General features: G+C 71.5%; 16 protein-coding genes. 11 read left to right on the plus strand and 5 right to left on the minus strand.

From position 1 onward, the window contains the following. Positions 1 to 45 precede the first annotated feature (45 nt). Entirely contained in the window at positions 46 to 471 is a 426-nt protein-coding gene (locus ABD292_RS29335; protein ID WP_344212887.1) for a MarR family winged helix-turn-helix transcriptional regulator, read from the plus strand. Positions 472 to 480: 9 nt separating this feature from the next. On the opposite strand, the gene ABD292_RS29340 is transcribed toward ABD292_RS29335, so the two are convergent. Then, positions 481 to 1,152, minus strand: a complete 672-nt coding sequence (locus ABD292_RS29340; protein ID WP_344212889.1) for an alpha/beta fold hydrolase — start codon at positions 1,150 to 1,152, stop codon at positions 481 to 483. Positions 1,153 to 1,254: 102 nt separating this feature from the next. Between ABD292_RS29340 and ABD292_RS29345 the strand changes: the two genes are divergently transcribed. The 3 genes from ABD292_RS29345 to purM are packed head-to-tail and all read left to right on the plus strand — an operon-like array spanning position 1,255 to position 4,526. Further along, the gene (locus tag ABD292_RS29345) at positions 1,255 to 2,001 is read left to right on the plus strand and encodes an SDR family NAD(P)-dependent oxidoreductase (protein ID WP_344212891.1); all 747 of its coding nucleotides are present in this window, start codon (positions 1,255 to 1,257) and stop codon (positions 1,999 to 2,001) included. A 51-nt stretch (positions 2,002 to 2,052) separates the two neighbouring features. Then, the gene (gene purF, locus ABD292_RS29350; RefSeq protein ID WP_344212893.1) at positions 2,053 to 3,489 is read left to right on the plus strand and encodes an amidophosphoribosyltransferase; all 1,437 of its coding nucleotides are present in this window, start codon (positions 2,053 to 2,055) and stop codon (positions 3,487 to 3,489) included. Then, positions 3,486 to 4,526 carry a phosphoribosylformylglycinamidine cyclo-ligase gene (gene purM / locus ABD292_RS29355; protein WP_344212895.1) on the plus strand — a complete coding sequence of 347 codons (1,041 nt, stop codon included), beginning with the start codon at positions 3,486 to 3,488 and terminating at the stop codon, positions 4,524 to 4,526. Before purF ends, purM begins: the two co-directional genes overlap by 4 nt. A 127-nt stretch (positions 4,527 to 4,653) precedes the next feature. Here the strand turns inward: purM and ABD292_RS29360 are convergent, their stop codons facing one another. Then, positions 4,654 to 5,199, minus strand: coding sequence for a CGNR zinc finger domain-containing protein (locus tag ABD292_RS29360; protein ID WP_344212897.1), 546 nt, complete (start codon positions 5,197 to 5,199; stop codon positions 4,654 to 4,656). An 86-nt stretch (positions 5,200 to 5,285) separates the two neighbouring features. Between ABD292_RS29360 and ABD292_RS29365 the strand changes: the two genes are divergently transcribed. Beyond that, a complete protein-coding gene (locus ABD292_RS29365) occupies positions 5,286 to 6,164 on the plus strand; it encodes an alpha/beta fold hydrolase (protein ID WP_344212899.1) in 879 nt (292 codons plus the stop codon). Between the two features lie 95 nt (positions 6,165 to 6,259). Here ABD292_RS29365 and ABD292_RS29370 read toward each other — a convergent pair whose 3' ends face one another. Continuing rightward, complete coding sequence (locus ABD292_RS29370) at positions 6,260 to 6,481, minus strand: DUF3073 domain-containing protein (protein WP_329589128.1); 222 nt, start codon at positions 6,479 to 6,481, stop codon at positions 6,260 to 6,262. A gap of 150 nt (positions 6,482 to 6,631) precedes the next feature. Beyond that, complete coding sequence (locus tag ABD292_RS29375) at positions 6,632 to 7,711, minus strand: Leu/Phe/Val dehydrogenase (protein ID WP_371252627.1); 1,080 nt, start codon at positions 7,709 to 7,711, stop codon at positions 6,632 to 6,634. A gap of 110 nt (positions 7,712 to 7,821) precedes the next feature. Between ABD292_RS29375 and ABD292_RS29380 the strand changes: the two genes are divergently transcribed. Beyond that, positions 7,822 to 8,688, plus strand: a complete 867-nt coding sequence (locus ABD292_RS29380; protein WP_344212904.1) for a DUF8083 family protein — start codon at positions 7,822 to 7,824, stop codon at positions 8,686 to 8,688. A gap of 323 nt (positions 8,689 to 9,011) precedes the next feature. Next, a complete protein-coding gene (gene bldC / locus ABD292_RS29385; RefSeq protein ID WP_013133571.1) occupies positions 9,012 to 9,215 on the plus strand; it encodes a developmental transcriptional regulator BldC in 204 nt (67 codons plus the stop codon). Between the two features lie 133 nt (positions 9,216 to 9,348). Here the strand turns inward: bldC and ABD292_RS29390 are convergent, their stop codons facing one another. Next, positions 9,349 to 9,945, minus strand: a complete 597-nt coding sequence (locus tag ABD292_RS29390; RefSeq protein WP_344212906.1) for a TetR/AcrR family transcriptional regulator — start codon at positions 9,943 to 9,945, stop codon at positions 9,349 to 9,351. Between the two features lie 199 nt (positions 9,946 to 10,144). On the opposite strand from ABD292_RS29390, the gene ABD292_RS29395 reads away from it, so the two are divergent. The 4 genes from ABD292_RS29395 to ABD292_RS29410 all read left to right on the plus strand — a co-directional run bounded on the left by ABD292_RS29395 (position 10,145) and on the right by ABD292_RS29410 (position 14,064). After that, positions 10,145 to 11,194, plus strand: a complete 1,050-nt coding sequence (locus ABD292_RS29395; RefSeq protein WP_344212908.1) for a LacI family DNA-binding transcriptional regulator — start codon at positions 10,145 to 10,147, stop codon at positions 11,192 to 11,194. A gap of 119 nt (positions 11,195 to 11,313) precedes the next feature. Continuing rightward, positions 11,314 to 11,562 carry a hypothetical protein gene (locus tag ABD292_RS29400; RefSeq protein WP_091081786.1) on the plus strand — a complete coding sequence of 83 codons (249 nt, stop codon included), beginning with the start codon at positions 11,314 to 11,316 and terminating at the stop codon, positions 11,560 to 11,562. Between the two features lie 58 nt (positions 11,563 to 11,620). Continuing rightward, a complete protein-coding gene (locus ABD292_RS29405; protein ID WP_344212911.1) occupies positions 11,621 to 12,472 on the plus strand; it encodes an N-acetylmuramoyl-L-alanine amidase in 852 nt (283 codons plus the stop codon). Further along, complete coding sequence (locus ABD292_RS29410; RefSeq protein WP_344212913.1) at positions 12,469 to 14,064, plus strand: beta-N-acetylhexosaminidase; 1,596 nt, start codon at positions 12,469 to 12,471, stop codon at positions 14,062 to 14,064. The genes ABD292_RS29405 and ABD292_RS29410 overlap by 4 nt, the downstream gene beginning before the upstream one ends. Position 14,065: the final 1 nt, after the last annotated feature.

The following is a 14,065-nucleotide window of genomic DNA, read 5'->3' on the forward strand; positions in this document are numbered from 1 at the left end:
GGGTCACCATGCGCCCAACCCGCACGCGGCGGGCAAGATGAGGGCATGCTGGACGAGACCCTGTCGTACGCACTGATCAGCCTCGTGAAGCGGCAGCGCAACCAGCTCGCCGCCGCCCTGGTGCCGCTCGGGCTGCACGCGGGACAGGAGATGCTGCTCAACCAGCTCTGGCGCGAGGACGGCCTGACCCAGAGCGAGCTGATCGCCCGCCTCGGCGTCGAGCCGCCCACGGTCACGAAGACCCTCCAGCGCCTCGAACGCGCCGGCTTCGTCCACCGCTCCCCCGACCCCGACCGCCCGCGTCTCATCCGCGTGCGCCTGACCGAGGCGGGCAAGGCCCTGCGCGACCCCGTGGAGCGGATCTGGCACGAGCTGGACGAGGACCTGCAGCGCGGCCTCGACGCCACCGAACGCGACGTCCTGTCACGTCTGATCCGCGCCCGGCCCGCGCGTCGCCGCCCTGACCGGTGAGCGGGGCCGCTATTCGCCGAGCAGAAGGATCTCCAGGAACTCCCGGGGAGCGTCCCGCCACACGTCATGGCCGCTGTCCAGGGTGTGGACCCGCCAGTCCGGGTCGCCGGCCAGCCGGTCACGGACGGCGGTGAACGGCGTGCCGTCCCACCCGGACAGATACACGTAGTCCCGGATCTCGACGTCGCGCAGGCCGCCCGCGCCCAGCCGGATCCGCTGGAGGAACGAGGCCAGCGGGTGCGCGGTCACGCGCGGGTCCCTGCCCGGAGGCGGCTGGACCGCGAACCCGTCCGCCGCCGCGCCCTCCAGGAACAGCCTGCGGTAGGCGTCGGTGGTCAGGTCCCAGCAGGACTGGCCGTCCTCGGGCACGTACGCGTCGGCGTAGACCAGGCGGCGCACCGCGCCGGAAGGGGCGCGGTCGGCGGCACCTGTGATCACCATGCCGCCGTAGCTGTGCCCGACGAGAACGGCGTCCCTGACCTGCTCGCCGGCAAGCACGCCGAGCACGTCGTCGATGTGCGTGTCGAGATTGACGGTGGCGGAGCTCAGATGGGCGCGGTCACCGACGCCGGTGGGGGTGACGGTCAGCGCCCGGTGTCCGGCGGCGCGCAGCCGGTCGGCCGGCTCGGAGAAATACCAGCCGCCGCGCCAGCCGCCGGGGACGAGAACGAAGGTCGTCATGCAAGGCGTGAACGAGGCCCCGCCGACGCTGATTCCCGGCTTGCTCCGCGCACCCCCTTCTGGTTAGCTGGCTAATTAGCCGACTAATCAAGGAGCTCACAGATGCACGTCCTCATCACGGGCGGATCGTCCGGCATCGGCGCCGCCACCGCCCTCGCCTACGCCAGGACCGGCGCCCGCGTCACCCTCACCTACAACACCGGCCCCGACCGCGCGGCGGAGGTGGTCAAGCGCATCGAGGCGGAAGGCGGCGAGGCGGCGGCCGTCCACCTCGACCTGACGGACCACGCCACCATCGCCGCCGCCGTCGCCCAGGCAGGGCCCGTGGACGCGCTGGTGGCCAACGCCGTCCGCTGGGGCGGCGTCATGCCCGGCAGCATGCCGTTCGAGGACGTGCCCGCCGCCGAGTGGACCGCGGCCCTGCACGCCAACGTCGTCGGCAACGCGCTGCTCGTCCAGGGCGTGCTGCCGGAGATGCGGCGGCGCGGGTTCGGCCGGATCGTGTTCGTCTCCTCGGGGGTCGCCGAGGAGGGCGTGCCCGGCCCCGGCCCGTACGGCACCGCCAAGATGGCCCTGCACGGCATGGCCCGCGCGCTCGCCTGGGAGGCGGGCAGGGACGGCATCCTGGTCAACGTGGCGGTCGCCGGCCTCACGCTCACCGACACCCGGCGGCCGATCCCCCAGTCCGTGCTCGACGAGATCGCCGCCCGCACGCCGAGCCGCCGGCTCTCCACGGCCGACGACATGGCCGCCCTGATCGTCTTCCTCGGCTCGGCCGCCAACCGCAACGTCACGGGCGAGCTGGTCCGCGACGGCTCGAATGCGGGCAGGTCATCGCACGCGATGTGATGACCGACCCGGATGCGCGAGCACGGAAGACGCCGACCTAGACTGAACCATGTGCTGAAGGGCGACGGCCGGCTCGGCCATGACCTGGACCCCCAAGACCGCGCGCCTAAAGACGCCTGCGGCGTCTTCGGCGTCTGGGCACCAGGCGAGGAAGTTTCCAAGCTCACCTACTACGGGCTGTACGCGTTGCAGCACCGCGGCCAGGAGTCCGCGGGCATCGCGGCCAGCGAGGGCAGCCGCATTCTCGTCTACAAGGACATGGGTCTGGTCTCCCAGGTCTTCGACGAGTCGGTGCTGGGCACCCTGCGCGGCCACCTGGCCATCGGCCACTGCCGCTACTCCACGACCGGATCGAGCGTGTGGGAGAACGCGCAGCCCACGTTGAGCTCCACCGAGGTCGGCGGGCTCGCGCTCGCGCACAACGGCAACCTGATCAACACCCCGGTGCTGGCCGAGCGCCTCGCGCCGGGGTCCACCAGGGCCACCACCGACACCGAGGTCCTGACCACGCTGCTCGCGCAGGACCGCACCCGCAGCATCGAGGACTCCGCCGCCGAGCTGCTGCCGCAGGTCAAGGGCGCCTACTCGCTGGTGTTCATGGACGAGAAGACGCTCTACGCGGCCCGCGACCCACAGGGCATCCGCCCGCTGGTGCTCGGCCGCCTGGAGCGCGGTTGGGTGGTCGCCTCCGAGACGGCGGCGCTCGACATCGTGGGCGCCACGTTCGTCCGCGAGATCGAGCCCGGCGAGCTGCTCACCATCGACGAGCGCGGCGTCCGCTCGCGCCGCTTCGCGCTGGCCGAGCCCAAGGGCTGCCTGTTCGAGTACGTCTACCTCGCCCGCCCCGACACCACGATCGCCGGGCGCGGCGTCCAGGTCACCCGGGTCGAGGTGGGCCGCGTGCTGGCCCGCGAGCACCCGGTGGAGGCCGACCTCGTCATCCCCACCCCCGAGTCCGGCACCCCGGCCGCCGTCGGCTACGCCGAGGAGAGCGGCATCCCCTATGGCCAGGGCCTGGTCAAGAACTCCTACGTCGGCCGCACCTTCATCCAGCCGTCGCAGACCATCCGCCAGCTCGGCATCCGGCTGAAGCTCAACCCGCTGCGCGAGGTCGTCGAGGGCAAGCGCCTGGTCGTCGTGGACGACTCGATCGTGCGCGGCAACACCCAGCGGGCCATCGTCAAGATGCTGCGCGAGGCGGGGGCGCGCGAGGTGCACGTCCGCATCTCCTCGCCGCCGGTCGCCTGGCCGTGCTTCTACGGCATCGACTTCGCCACCCGAGCCGAGCTGATCGCGGGCTCGCTCACGGTCGAGGAGATCCGGGCCTCGCTCGGCGCCGACTCGCTCGGCTACATCTCGCTGGAGGGCCTGACGAAGGCCACCACGCTGCCGGCCGAGCGCCTGTGCCGGGCCTGTTTCACCGGCGACTACCCGATCGCGATCGACCAGGACAACGTCGGCAAGTTCGTTTTGGAGAGCAAGGCGTGAGCGAGCGCACAGCGAGCACCTACGAGGCCGCGGGCGTCGACATCGCCGCCGGCGAGCGGGCCGTCGACCTGATGAAGGACAAGGTCGCGCGCTCGCGCCGGCCCGAGGTCGTCGACGACGCCAGCGGCTTCGTCGGCCTGTTCGACGCCTCGGCGCTGCTGCGTTACCGGCGGCCGCTGCTCGCCACCTCGACCGACGGCGTGGGCACCAAGGTGATGATCGCCCAGCGCTACGGCAAGCACGACACGATCGGCATCGACCTCGTCGGCATGGTCCTCGACGACCTCGTGGTGTGCGGGGCCGAGCCGCTGTTCATGACCGACTACATCGCCTGCGGCAAGGTGGTGCCCGAGCGGGTGGCCGAGATCGTGGGCGGCGTCGCCGAGGGCTGCCGGCTGGCCGGGGCGGCGCTCGTCGGCGGCGAGACCGCCGAGCACCCAGGCGCGATGGAGGCCGACGAGTACGACCTCGCCGGCGCCGGCACGGGCGTCGTGGAGGCCGACGCGCTGCTCGGCCCCGACCGCGTGCGCGCGGGCGACGTCGTGCTGGGCCTCGCCTCCTCCGGCGTCCACTCCAACGGCTACTCCCTGGTCCGCCACGTCCTGCGCGAGGCCGGGCTGTCGCTCGACGCGGAGCTGCCCGAGCTGGACCGCCCGCTCGGCGAGGAGCTGCTCGAGCCGACCCGCATCTACTCGCTCGACTGCCTGGAGCTGGCCCGCTCCGTCGAGGTCCACGCCTACGCGCACATCACCGGGGGCGGCGTCGAGGGCAACCTGTCCCGCTCGCTGCCGTCCGGCCTGGACGCGGTGCTCGACCGCTCGTCCTGGACGCCGCCGCCGATCTTCGAGGTGCTGGCGGGTCACGGCCGGGTGGCGCAGCAGGACATGGACCGTACGTTCAACCTGGGCGTCGGCATGGCCGCCGTGGTCGCGCCCGACGCGGCCGACGCGGCGCTGCGCCTGCTCGCCGAGCGCGGGCTGCCGGCCTGGGTGCTGGGCGAGATCGTCGAGGGCTCCGGCCAGGCCCGCTACCGCTGACCGGCCGGTCCGCCACGCTGACCGACCGGTCCGCCACCGGTGACCGGCCGGTCCGCCACCGCTGACCGGCCCCAGGCCCGCTGCCGCCGACCGCCGGGGCTCACGCCCTGCCGCCGACCGCCGGGGCTCACGCCTCCTTGCGCCGCCGGTAGTGCCGGGCCACCCGCACCCGGTTGCCGCACAGGTCGGGCGAGCACCAGCGGCGGCGCGGGTGCGCGGGCAGGAAGAGCAGCAGGCAGCCGGGCCCCTCGCAGCCGCGCACGCGACCGGCCGCCGGGTCGGCGAGCAGCTCGACGGCCGCCTCGGCGAGCTGCGCGAGCAGCGCGGCCGGGGCGTCGCCGTCACGTTCCGCACGCACGCGCGGGCCGCCGTCGTGCCACTCCAGCACCCGGTGCGCGGGGGCCGCGCGGGCGGCTTCGTTGATCGCGGCCAGCGCCGCCGCAGGGGGCGATTCTCCCGCGCGCACCGCGTCGAGCGCCGCCGCCACGTGCCCGCGCAGCCGCCGTACGGCGGCCAGCCCCTCCGGCCCGAGCGGCCCGGACGGCGGGTCGAGCCGCCCGGCCTGGCGGGCCAGCCATGTCTGGAAGTCGCCGGGCGTGTCGAGGACGTCGAGGTCGCGGGTGCGGGTGTTGAGCAGGTCCAGCGCCAGCGGCTCGCCGATCAGCAGCTCCATAGGGCCTAATGCTACATCTGGCGATTGACCCGTTAGCCGTCGCATGGCTATAACTAATGCATCTTCGAGCGAAAGAGGCATTAGTGATGGACATCCCCGAGGTGCGGCATGGATTCGTGGACGTGGCCGGCGTGCAGGTCTTCTACCGCGAAACTGGCCCGCGCGACGCCCTGCCCGTGCTCCTGCTGCACGGCTTCCCGTCCGCCTCGCACCAGTACAGACGGCTCATGGACGCGCTGGGCGGCCGGTTCCGGCTGATCGCCCCGGACTACCCGGGCTTCGGGCACACCCGCGTCCCCGACGGCTTCGTCTACTCCTTCGACGGCCTCGCCGACGTCGTGGAGGGGTTCGTCCAGGCCCTCGGCCTGACCCGCTTCGCCTGGTACGCCTTCGACTTCGGCGGCCCGGTCGGCTTCCGGGTGGCCCAGCGGCACCCCGAGTGGATCGCCGCGCTCATCGTCCAGAACGCCAACGCCTACGAGGAGGGCCTGTCGGACCAGGCCCGCCGGACCATCGCCGAGCCGCCCGCCGAGCTGTTCACCCTCGCGGTCACCCGCTCGCAGTACGAGGACGGCGCCGCCGACCCGTCACGGGTCGCGCCCGACGGCTGGACCCTCGACCAGCACTTCCTCGACCTGCCCGGACGCAAGGAGGCCCAGCTCGCGCTCGCCCGCGACTACCCGAGCAACGTGAAGCTCTACCCGGCCTGGCAGGAGTGGCTGCGCGAGCACCGCCCGCCCACGCTGGTGCTCTGGGGACGGGGCGACGCGTTCTTCCCGGAGGCGGGCGCGCACGCCTACCGGCGTGACGTGCCGGAGGCCGAGGTGCACGTGCTGGACACCGGGCACTTCGCGCTGGAGGAGAGACTGCCGGAGATCGCCCCGCTGATCGCCCGCTTCCTCGGCGAACTCGACACCGAACCCGACGCCGAACTCGACAGCGAGCTCGACGCCGCGCGGGCATGACGAAGCCCCACGGTCACCCGTGGGGCCCGACGCGCATGAGCCGAGGTTCCGGCGCGAACGCCGGGCCCTCGGTCATGTGTCAATCCAGAGTGCGCCTATCGGCGGCCGGACGGACGGTCGTCGTCATCGGCGCCGTAGTCGTCGGCGTAATCGGCATAGCGATCCGCCAGCTCGTCATTGCGGTCGTCGGCGTCGTCATTGCTGGAGTCTCCGACCCCGAGTTCGTCGCGAAGACGGTCAAGATCCGTGCCACCGCTGTTGTACTTCAGCTGGCGAGCAACCTTGACCTGCTTGGCCTTTGCTCGGCCGCGCCCCATTGGCTCGACCCCCTCGTCGGGGTCGTCCCCGACCCCTCGTCGCTAACGCACCACACACTGACGCCGCCTGACTTTGGACGTCAGCCTATCGTTCGCCTATTACCGTACCTGTTTTGTGCCCAGCTCGGTACGTCGGATGGGCGGGGGGCGTCACTGGCCGAGCCAAATGGCCCTAATACGCCCGACTTCCGACATTCTGCGCTCCGCTAGCCTATCCGCTGCGACGGCGGGAGGAACTCCCTCCTCGGCAGCGATTCGGAAGATCTTCGAAGTCGTGTCGTAGATCTGGGCGGCCTTGGCCCGCGCCCGCTCCATGTCGAAGCCGCCGATCTCGTCGGCCACCTGGATCACGCCGCCCGAGTTGACCACGTAGTCGGGCGCGTAGAGGATGCCGCGTTCGGCGAGCTGCTTCTCGACCCCGGCGTGGGCGAGCTGGTTGTTGGCCGCGCCGCAGACGATCTTCGCGCGCAGCGCCGCCACCGTCGTGTCGTCGAGCGCCCCGCCCAGCGCGCACGGCGAGAACACGTCGAGGTCGGCCGCCTTCAGCGCCGCCGCGTCGGCCACCACCTCGACCTCGGGGTGGCGGACCCGCAGCCGCTCGACGGCCTTGGGGTCGACGTCGCAGACCACGACCTCCGCGCCGTCCTCGCGCAGCAGCTCGACCAGGCGGTGGCCGACCTTGCCCACGCCCTCGACGCCCACCCGCCTGCCGTGCAGCGACGGCGTGCCGTAGACCAGCTCGGCCGAGGCGCGCATGCCCTGGAAGACGCCGTACGCGGTGAGGATGGAGGAGTCGCCGGCGCCGCCGTGCGCGAGGGTGCGGCCGGTCACGAAGCGTGACTCCCGGGCGATGACGTCCATGTCCTCGCTGTAGGTGCCGACGTCGCAGGCGGTGTAGTAGCGCCCGCCCAGCGACTCGACGAACCTGCCGTACGCCCGCAGCAGCGCCTCGCTCTTGTCCTTGGCGGGATCGCCGATGATGACGGCCTTGCCGCCGCCGTGGTCGAGGCCGGCGAGGGCGTTCTTGTACGCCATGCCCTTGGCCAGGTTGAGCACGTCGGCGAGGGCCGCCTGCTCGCTCTCGTAGGGATAGAAACGTGTGCCACCCAGCGCCGGCCCGAGCGCGGTGTTGTGGATGGCGATGATGGCGCGCAGGCCGCTCTGCTCGTCGGCGCAGAAGACGACCTGCTCATGCACGTCCTTGTGGGACGAGCCGAAGACGTCGGTCACGGTGGTGACTCCCTGTCCGGTCCGCCGCATCTTCGCGACGGAGATCACACTGACACTGTAGTGACGGCGGAACGATGCGATGGAGGTTCGCTTCGTGACACGATTCCTCCGTGCTGCCCTATGCCGCCTACCTCCGCGTCTATGAGCCACTGACCGCGTTCGCCGAGTCCGAGCGCAAGGTGTGGGCCGACTACGCCGACTCACGCGACCGCCCGCGCCGCGCCAACGCGCTCAGTGCGGAGCATGACGAGTCGGTGATGCGCCTGCTCGGCATGCCCCCTCAACCCGTTCCCGCCCAGGAGAGCCCCAACGCCTATCTACGCCGCGTTGAGGACCGCCTGTACGTCTGCCCCTGGCAGACCCGGTTGCGCTCCTGGCTGGCCTTCTCACGGCGGCGTGGGGCCACTCCGCAGAAGCTGATGGACCACCTCGTCCCGCGCAACGTCGCCGACCAAGTCGCCGACGACTTCGACCGGTTCAAGCGGAAGGCCGGATCGTCGGCGTTGCGCACGCACATCCGCACCACGGCGTGGCACGTCCCGCCGTCGTGGTTCGTGCCGTTTGATGGGAACGAGCGCTGGCTGGTGCTCGGCTCCTCCGTTCCTGGACAGGATGTGAAGACGACCGCTACGGGGCGCAACCTCATCTACGTCACCTCCATGGCCCAGGCCAGGCGGCGGGCGGCGCGGGCGCTCAACGTCCTGCGCAAGCACCTCGGCGACCTCGCGGCCGGCTTCGAGGTGGAGGAGATCGCCCGGTGGCTGGAGGAGTTCCACCCGCACTCCCTCGTCGAGCTCGACTACGGCGGGCTGGTGCACCTGATGGACGACGACGCGCTGCAGGCCGACCAGTCGGTCGCGGAGATGGCGGCGGCCCTGACGGGCCTGGACACGGGTCAAGAAGAACTTGCCTACGCCATGTATCAGCGGGTCATCCTGCGGTGGAAGTCAATGCAACAGCTGGAATCTGCCAACTGAGCCCCAATACGGCCGTCTGACCTGCATGAGTAGGTCACGGCTCGCGGCTGCTCTCTTCTGCGAACTGAGTAGTTTGCCGTTTTCACTGCGATACCACGAAACGTGTCGCTAGAATCACCGAGCGTGACATGGCCACGGGGGCGGGCAGTTGGGTCAAAGAAGGGCTCGCCAATCGCTCTGCGTGGCGGTATGGTCACATCGGGTGATGCCGCATATGGCTTAGAAAAGCCGCACGCTCTGCGCCATAGGCGGACATCCGTGACACGCGCAAACGGCAGTCACAGGATCGCGAAGCCGGTCCACACGGAGGAGAGGCCGCACAAATGTCAGCTCGTACACCCGAGGCCGAGCCACTGCTTACGCCCGCTGAGGTCGCCACCATGTTCAGGGTCGACCCCAAGACCGTCACGCGGTGGGCCAAGGCGGGCAAGTTGACGTCCATCCGCACGCTCGGTGGCCATCGGCGTTACCGGGAGACGGAGGTCCGGGCACTGCTCGCGGGGATTCCGCAGCAGCGTTCCGAGTAACCGAGGGTCGTCATTTCACGAACCTCAGGGGGGTGAAGGGTGGGCCAGGCCGGCACTGGGGCCCGGTCCACCTCGAAGAGTTGGCGTCGCCCGCCCGGCGCCATCCTTCCCGTCCGGCCTGCCCGCGGGCGCGCTACGCCAGCCGCTCCAGCAGGGCGGCCACGTCGGCGTCATAGCCGGCCGCGACTCCGAGCAGCGCCACCATCTGGTCCACGAGCATGCGTTCGAGGGCGGGGCGTTCGAGATCGCGGTGCTCCAGCCAGTCGAGACCGGCCGTCTCCACGGAGGCGATCCACGAGCGCAGGGTCGCGCGCAGCACCGGGCTGGGCTCCTCGACCCCCATCTGCTCCTGGATGAGGCGGAACAACCGGCGCCGCACGCCGTCGACGATCTCGCCGACCTCGCCGGAACGATTGGCGGGGCCGCCGCGCAGCAGCGCCGCGAAGCCGGCCGCGTGCTCCTCGACGAAGTCGAAATAGCGGCCGAGCCCGGAGGCCAGGTCGTCCAGCGGCCGGCCGCCGTCCTGCGGCCGCAGCCGCGACTCCAGCTGCTCCGCCGCGCTCTTCAGCGCGGCCACGTAGAGCTCCTGCTTGCCGCCGAAGTAGTGGTAGACCAGGGCGCGCGAGGCGCCCGCCGCCGACGCCACGTCGTCGATCGAGACATCCTCCGCGTCGCGGGTGCTGAACAGCTCCAGCGCCGCCGCCATCAGCTCTTCGCGACGACGGTCCACGCTGAGCCTGCGCCGTGCCGGCCGTGCCGTCTCGGCTGACTTCCCGGATGTCACCCCTGTACGGTAGCCGACCCCTTGGCCTGTGCGTTTCCGGTCAAGGTCCACTTCTGTCCGTCAAACCGCGATGGAGGCCGTACCCTGCGGCGAACTCGATCGTTTTGTGAGACAGGTGCCCGTATCCGCATCGCGGGGGAGACAGATGTCAGGACCGCCCGTCAAAACTTCAACGATCACTGAGCTGAGAGAGGTAGATGCCTTGCCTCGGCCCAGACCGACCATCAGGAACGTCGCCGAGCGAGCCGGCGTCTCGAAATCGCTGGTCTCACTCGTGCTGCGTGGATCCCCGCACGTGAGCGAGCACCGGCGCCAGGCCGTGCTGCAGGCCGCACGCGAGCTGGGCTACCGCCCGAACGCGGTGGCGCGCAGTCTGGTCGAAGGACGTACGCATCTCGTCGGCGCGCTCGTGGCCGACCTGCACAACCCGTTCTACGCCGAGTTCCTCGACGGCCTGCAGGAGAGCCTGCACGGCGACGGCTTACGCATGCTCATCGGCAACAGCCAGTGGGACCCCGCCTTCGAGGACGAGGCCGTCGAGGCCTTCCTGGAGCTGCGGGTCGACGGGCTGGTGCTGCTGGGCATCCCCCCGACCAGCGAGACGCTGATCGAGGCCACCGCGTACACGCCGACCGTCGTCGTCGGGGAACGTGACATCGAGCTCGACGGCGTCGACATCGTGGTCGACGACGACCAGCTCGGCGCCCGCCTGGCCATCGACCACCTGGTCGAGCTGGGACACAAGCGCATCGCGCACATCGAGGGGCCGCGTTCGTCACGGTGCGAGGGATACCTCGTGGCGATGCGCAGGCACTCGCTGGCGCCGTACATCATGGTCGAGGCGGCGGACGCCTCGGAGGAGGGCGGCCGGGAGGCGGCGACGGCGCTGCTGACCCGCGACCCCAGGCCCACGGCGATCTTCGCCGCCAATGACGTGGTCGCGCTGGGCGTGCTTTCCGCCGCCGCCGGCCTGGGCCTGCGCGTCCCCGAGGACCTGTCCGTGGTCGGCTACGACAACACCCAGATGTCGGCCTCCAGCCACGTCTCGCTGACCTCCGTCGACCAGGCCAGGCGGACCATGGGGCGGTCGGCGGCGGCGCTGCTGAGCGACCGGATCGGCGACCCGGGCAAGGGCGCGCGGCTGCGCGAGGTGCGGCCCGAGCTCATCGTGAGGCGGAGCACGGGTCGCGTCTGAAAAGCATCAAGGCTGGGTCAAGCCGTGCGGCGGCGCGGCCGCACGGCGGTTAACTCGGCAGCGTCATGCTATTGGTGGCCGGATCCGTTCCGGCCACGATCTGATCCGGGGGAACAGTCATGCGTGATCCGGAACTGGTGTCCTGCGCCCAGCGTGCGGCTGCCGAGCTCGAACGCGCCTGGGGGCACTGGCGCACCAACAGGGGGCGGGGCGCCGACGGCGGTGCCGAATCCGTCGCCAGCTACGTCGCCCACTCCCTCGACCACCCGTGGGGCCGCCCCCGCGTCGTGCTCGGCCTGGACGCCGAGGACGCGCGGGAGCTGGCCGCCCTGCTGGAGCGCCAGGAAGTCGGCGAGCACGTCTGGTAACGCGCCGGACACGCCGTATGCGGGGTTTGAGCACGCGGTCTGACGTAAGTTGGACGCCATGCGTGCTCTAGCAGCCTCAGTCCTCGCCGCTTGCGGCCTGATCGCCTCCGCGTGCGGCGGCGCCGGTTCCGGCGGCGCCGCGACCGGTCAGGCCGCTCCCGCGACCGCCGGCTCGCCGCAGGCGCAGACGACGCAGGAGACCTCGCCGGCCGAGCAGAGCCCAGGCAAGCAGTCGCCGCCGAAGGGCAAGCCGCTGGAGGGCAAGGTCATCGTCCTCGACCCGGGCCACAACGGCGGCAACTACCGCCGCCCGGACATCATCAACCGCCAGGTCGACGTGCTGACCGAGAAGAAGGCCTGCGACACCACCGGCACCTCGACCAACAACGGCTACAGCGAGGCCGCCTTCACCTGGGACGTCTCCACCCGGCTGGCCAAGATCCTGCGCGAGCGCGGCGCGACCGTCAAGCTCACCAGGAGCAACAACACCGGCGTCGGCCCCTGCATCACCGAGCGGGCCGCGATCGGCAACAAGGCCGGCGCGGACGCCGCGATCTCCATCCACGCCGACGGAGCGGGCCCGCGGGACCACGGCTTCCACATCATCATGCCGAAGAAGATCAACGGCCCGGTGGACAAGGTCGTGGCCAAGTCGTCCAGGCTGGGCATCGACGTACGGGACGCCTACCGCAAGGGCACCGGCATCCCCTACTCCACCTACATCGGCAGGAACGCGCTCGACTACCGCAAGGACCTCGGCGGGCTCAACCTGTCCACGGTGCCGAAGATCTTCATCGAGACCGGCAACATGCGCAACGCGGGCGACGCGGCCAAGCTGTCGAGCCCGGCGTTCCGGCAGCGGATCGCGGTGGCGCTGGCGAACGGATTGCAGCACTATTTGGGGACATGATCCCTCGTCCCGTACTTTCTTCTCACCTGTCCGGTTCGTACGAGCTGACCATCGGCGCGACCGTGTCCGGCGACCTCGTGGACGCCGTCCGTCTCGCCCTTCCCCGCCTGGACCCGCGTCCCGGCGACACCGGCGAGATCGACGTGCGGCGCGACCCGGCGCTGGGCGAGGAGGCGTACCGGCTGACGGTGGGCTCGCGGGGCGTGGAGATCGTGGCCGGCGGGCGGGCGGGGGCGTTCTACGCGGCCCAGACGCTGCACCAGCTGCTGCCTGCCGCCTCCTACCGGCACACGGAGCGGGCGTCCTGGCCGGTGCCCGGCGTGCGGGTGGAGGACGCGCCCCGCTTCCCGTGGCGCGGCCTGCACCTGGACGTGGCCAGGCACTTCTTCCCCAAGCGCGAGGTGCTGCGCCTGATCGACCTCATGGCGCTGCACAAGCTCAACCGGCTCCACCTGCACCTGGTCGACGACCAGGGGTGGCGGATCGAGAGCCGGGCGTACCCGCTGCTGCACGAGGTCTCCTCGCACCGGCCGCGCACCGCCGTCCACCCGCACGGGGAGCCCGCGGCCTACGACGAGGTGCCGCACGGCGGCTACTACACGCTGGACGACCTGTCCGAGATCGGGGCGTACGCGCGGGCGCGCTGCGTGACGGTCGTGCCGGAGATCGACGTGCCGGGGCACGCCTCGGCGATCCTCGCCGCGTATCCGGCGTTCGGGGCGACAGGGGAGCCGTACGAGGTGCTGGACCGGTGGGGCATCTCCCCCGCGATCCTGTCGCCGCTGCCGCCGACCGTGGAGTTCCTGACCACGATCTTCGACGAGGTGATCGGGGCGCTCGGCGAGACCCCGTACGTGCACATCGGCGGCGACGAGGTCGTGCTCGACCACTGGACGGCCTCGCCGGAGATCACCGCGTACCGGGAGTCCCTGGGCCTGGCCACCGTCAACGAGCTGCAGGCGTGGTTCCTGCGCCGGCTGGCCGACGCGCTCGCCGAGCGGGGGGCGCGGGCCGTGGTGTGGGACGAGGCGTTCGTCAGCGGCGGCCTGCGGCAGGACACGGTGGTCATGCCGTGGCGCGGCATGGGCGTGGGCCGGCGCGCGGCGGCGGCCGGGCACGACGTGGTGGCGACGCCGGTGTTCCCGCTCTACTTCGACTACGCCGAGGCGTCCGGGTCTGACGAGCCGCTGGCGATCGGCGACGCGATCACCGTCGCGGACGTGGCCGCGTTCCTGCCCGCGCCGGAGGACTGGACGGACGAGGAGCGCGCCCGGGTGCTCGGCGCGCAGGCGCAGCTCTGGACCGAGCGGGTCACCGACCCCCGCACCGCCGACTACCGGCTGTGGCCGCGGGCCTGCGCCCTGGCCGAGGTCGCCTGGTCGGGCTCCGCCCAGGACGGCTTCGACGGGCGGCTGGCCGAGCACCTGGGGCGGCTGGACGCGCTCGGCGTGGAGTACCGGCCCCTGGCCGGGCCGCACCCGTGGCAGCGGCGCCGGCCGCACCGGGCGAGCCCCGTGCCGATCACCGAGCGCATGGCCCACATCGAGGCCATGACCCACGACCCCGAGTCGACCAGGCCGAGCGTGTCGTGAG

The organism is Nonomuraea bangladeshensis, from assembly GCF_039529455.1.
GTDB classification, from domain to species: domain Bacteria; phylum Actinomycetota; class Actinomycetes; order Streptosporangiales; family Streptosporangiaceae; genus Nonomuraea; species Nonomuraea bangladeshensis.

What these genes read in the sequence shown, in the direction of transcription:
- ABD292_RS29335 (WP_344212887.1), top strand. Translation starts at nt 46, where the DNA reads ATGCTGGACGAGACCCTGTCGTACGCACTGATCAGCCTCGTGAAGCGG.
- ABD292_RS29340 (WP_344212889.1), bottom strand. Translation starts at nt 1,152, where the DNA reads ATGACGACCTTCGTTCTCGTCCCCGGCGGCTGGCGCGGCGGCTGGTAT.
- ABD292_RS29345 (WP_344212891.1), top strand. Translation starts at nt 1,255, where the DNA reads ATGCACGTCCTCATCACGGGCGGATCGTCCGGCATCGGCGCCGCCACC.
- ABD292_RS29360 (WP_344212897.1), bottom strand. Translation starts at nt 5,199, where the DNA reads ATGGAGCTGCTGATCGGCGAGCCGCTGGCGCTGGACCTGCTCAACACC.
- ABD292_RS29365 (WP_344212899.1), top strand. Translation starts at nt 5,286, where the DNA reads ATGGACATCCCCGAGGTGCGGCATGGATTCGTGGACGTGGCCGGCGTG.
- ABD292_RS29370 (WP_329589128.1), bottom strand. Translation starts at nt 6,481, where the DNA reads ATGGGGCGCGGCCGAGCAAAGGCCAAGCAGGTCAAGGTTGCTCGCCAG.
- bldC (WP_013133571.1), top strand. Translation starts at nt 9,012, where the DNA reads ATGTCAGCTCGTACACCCGAGGCCGAGCCACTGCTTACGCCCGCTGAG.
- ABD292_RS29395 (WP_344212908.1), top strand. Translation starts at nt 10,145, where the DNA reads ATGTCAGGACCGCCCGTCAAAACTTCAACGATCACTGAGCTGAGAGAG.
- ABD292_RS29400 (WP_091081786.1), top strand. Translation starts at nt 11,314, where the DNA reads ATGCGTGATCCGGAACTGGTGTCCTGCGCCCAGCGTGCGGCTGCCGAG.
- ABD292_RS29405 (WP_344212911.1), top strand. Translation starts at nt 11,621, where the DNA reads ATGCGTGCTCTAGCAGCCTCAGTCCTCGCCGCTTGCGGCCTGATCGCC.
- ABD292_RS29410 (WP_344212913.1), top strand. Translation starts at nt 12,469, where the DNA reads ATGATCCCTCGTCCCGTACTTTCTTCTCACCTGTCCGGTTCGTACGAG.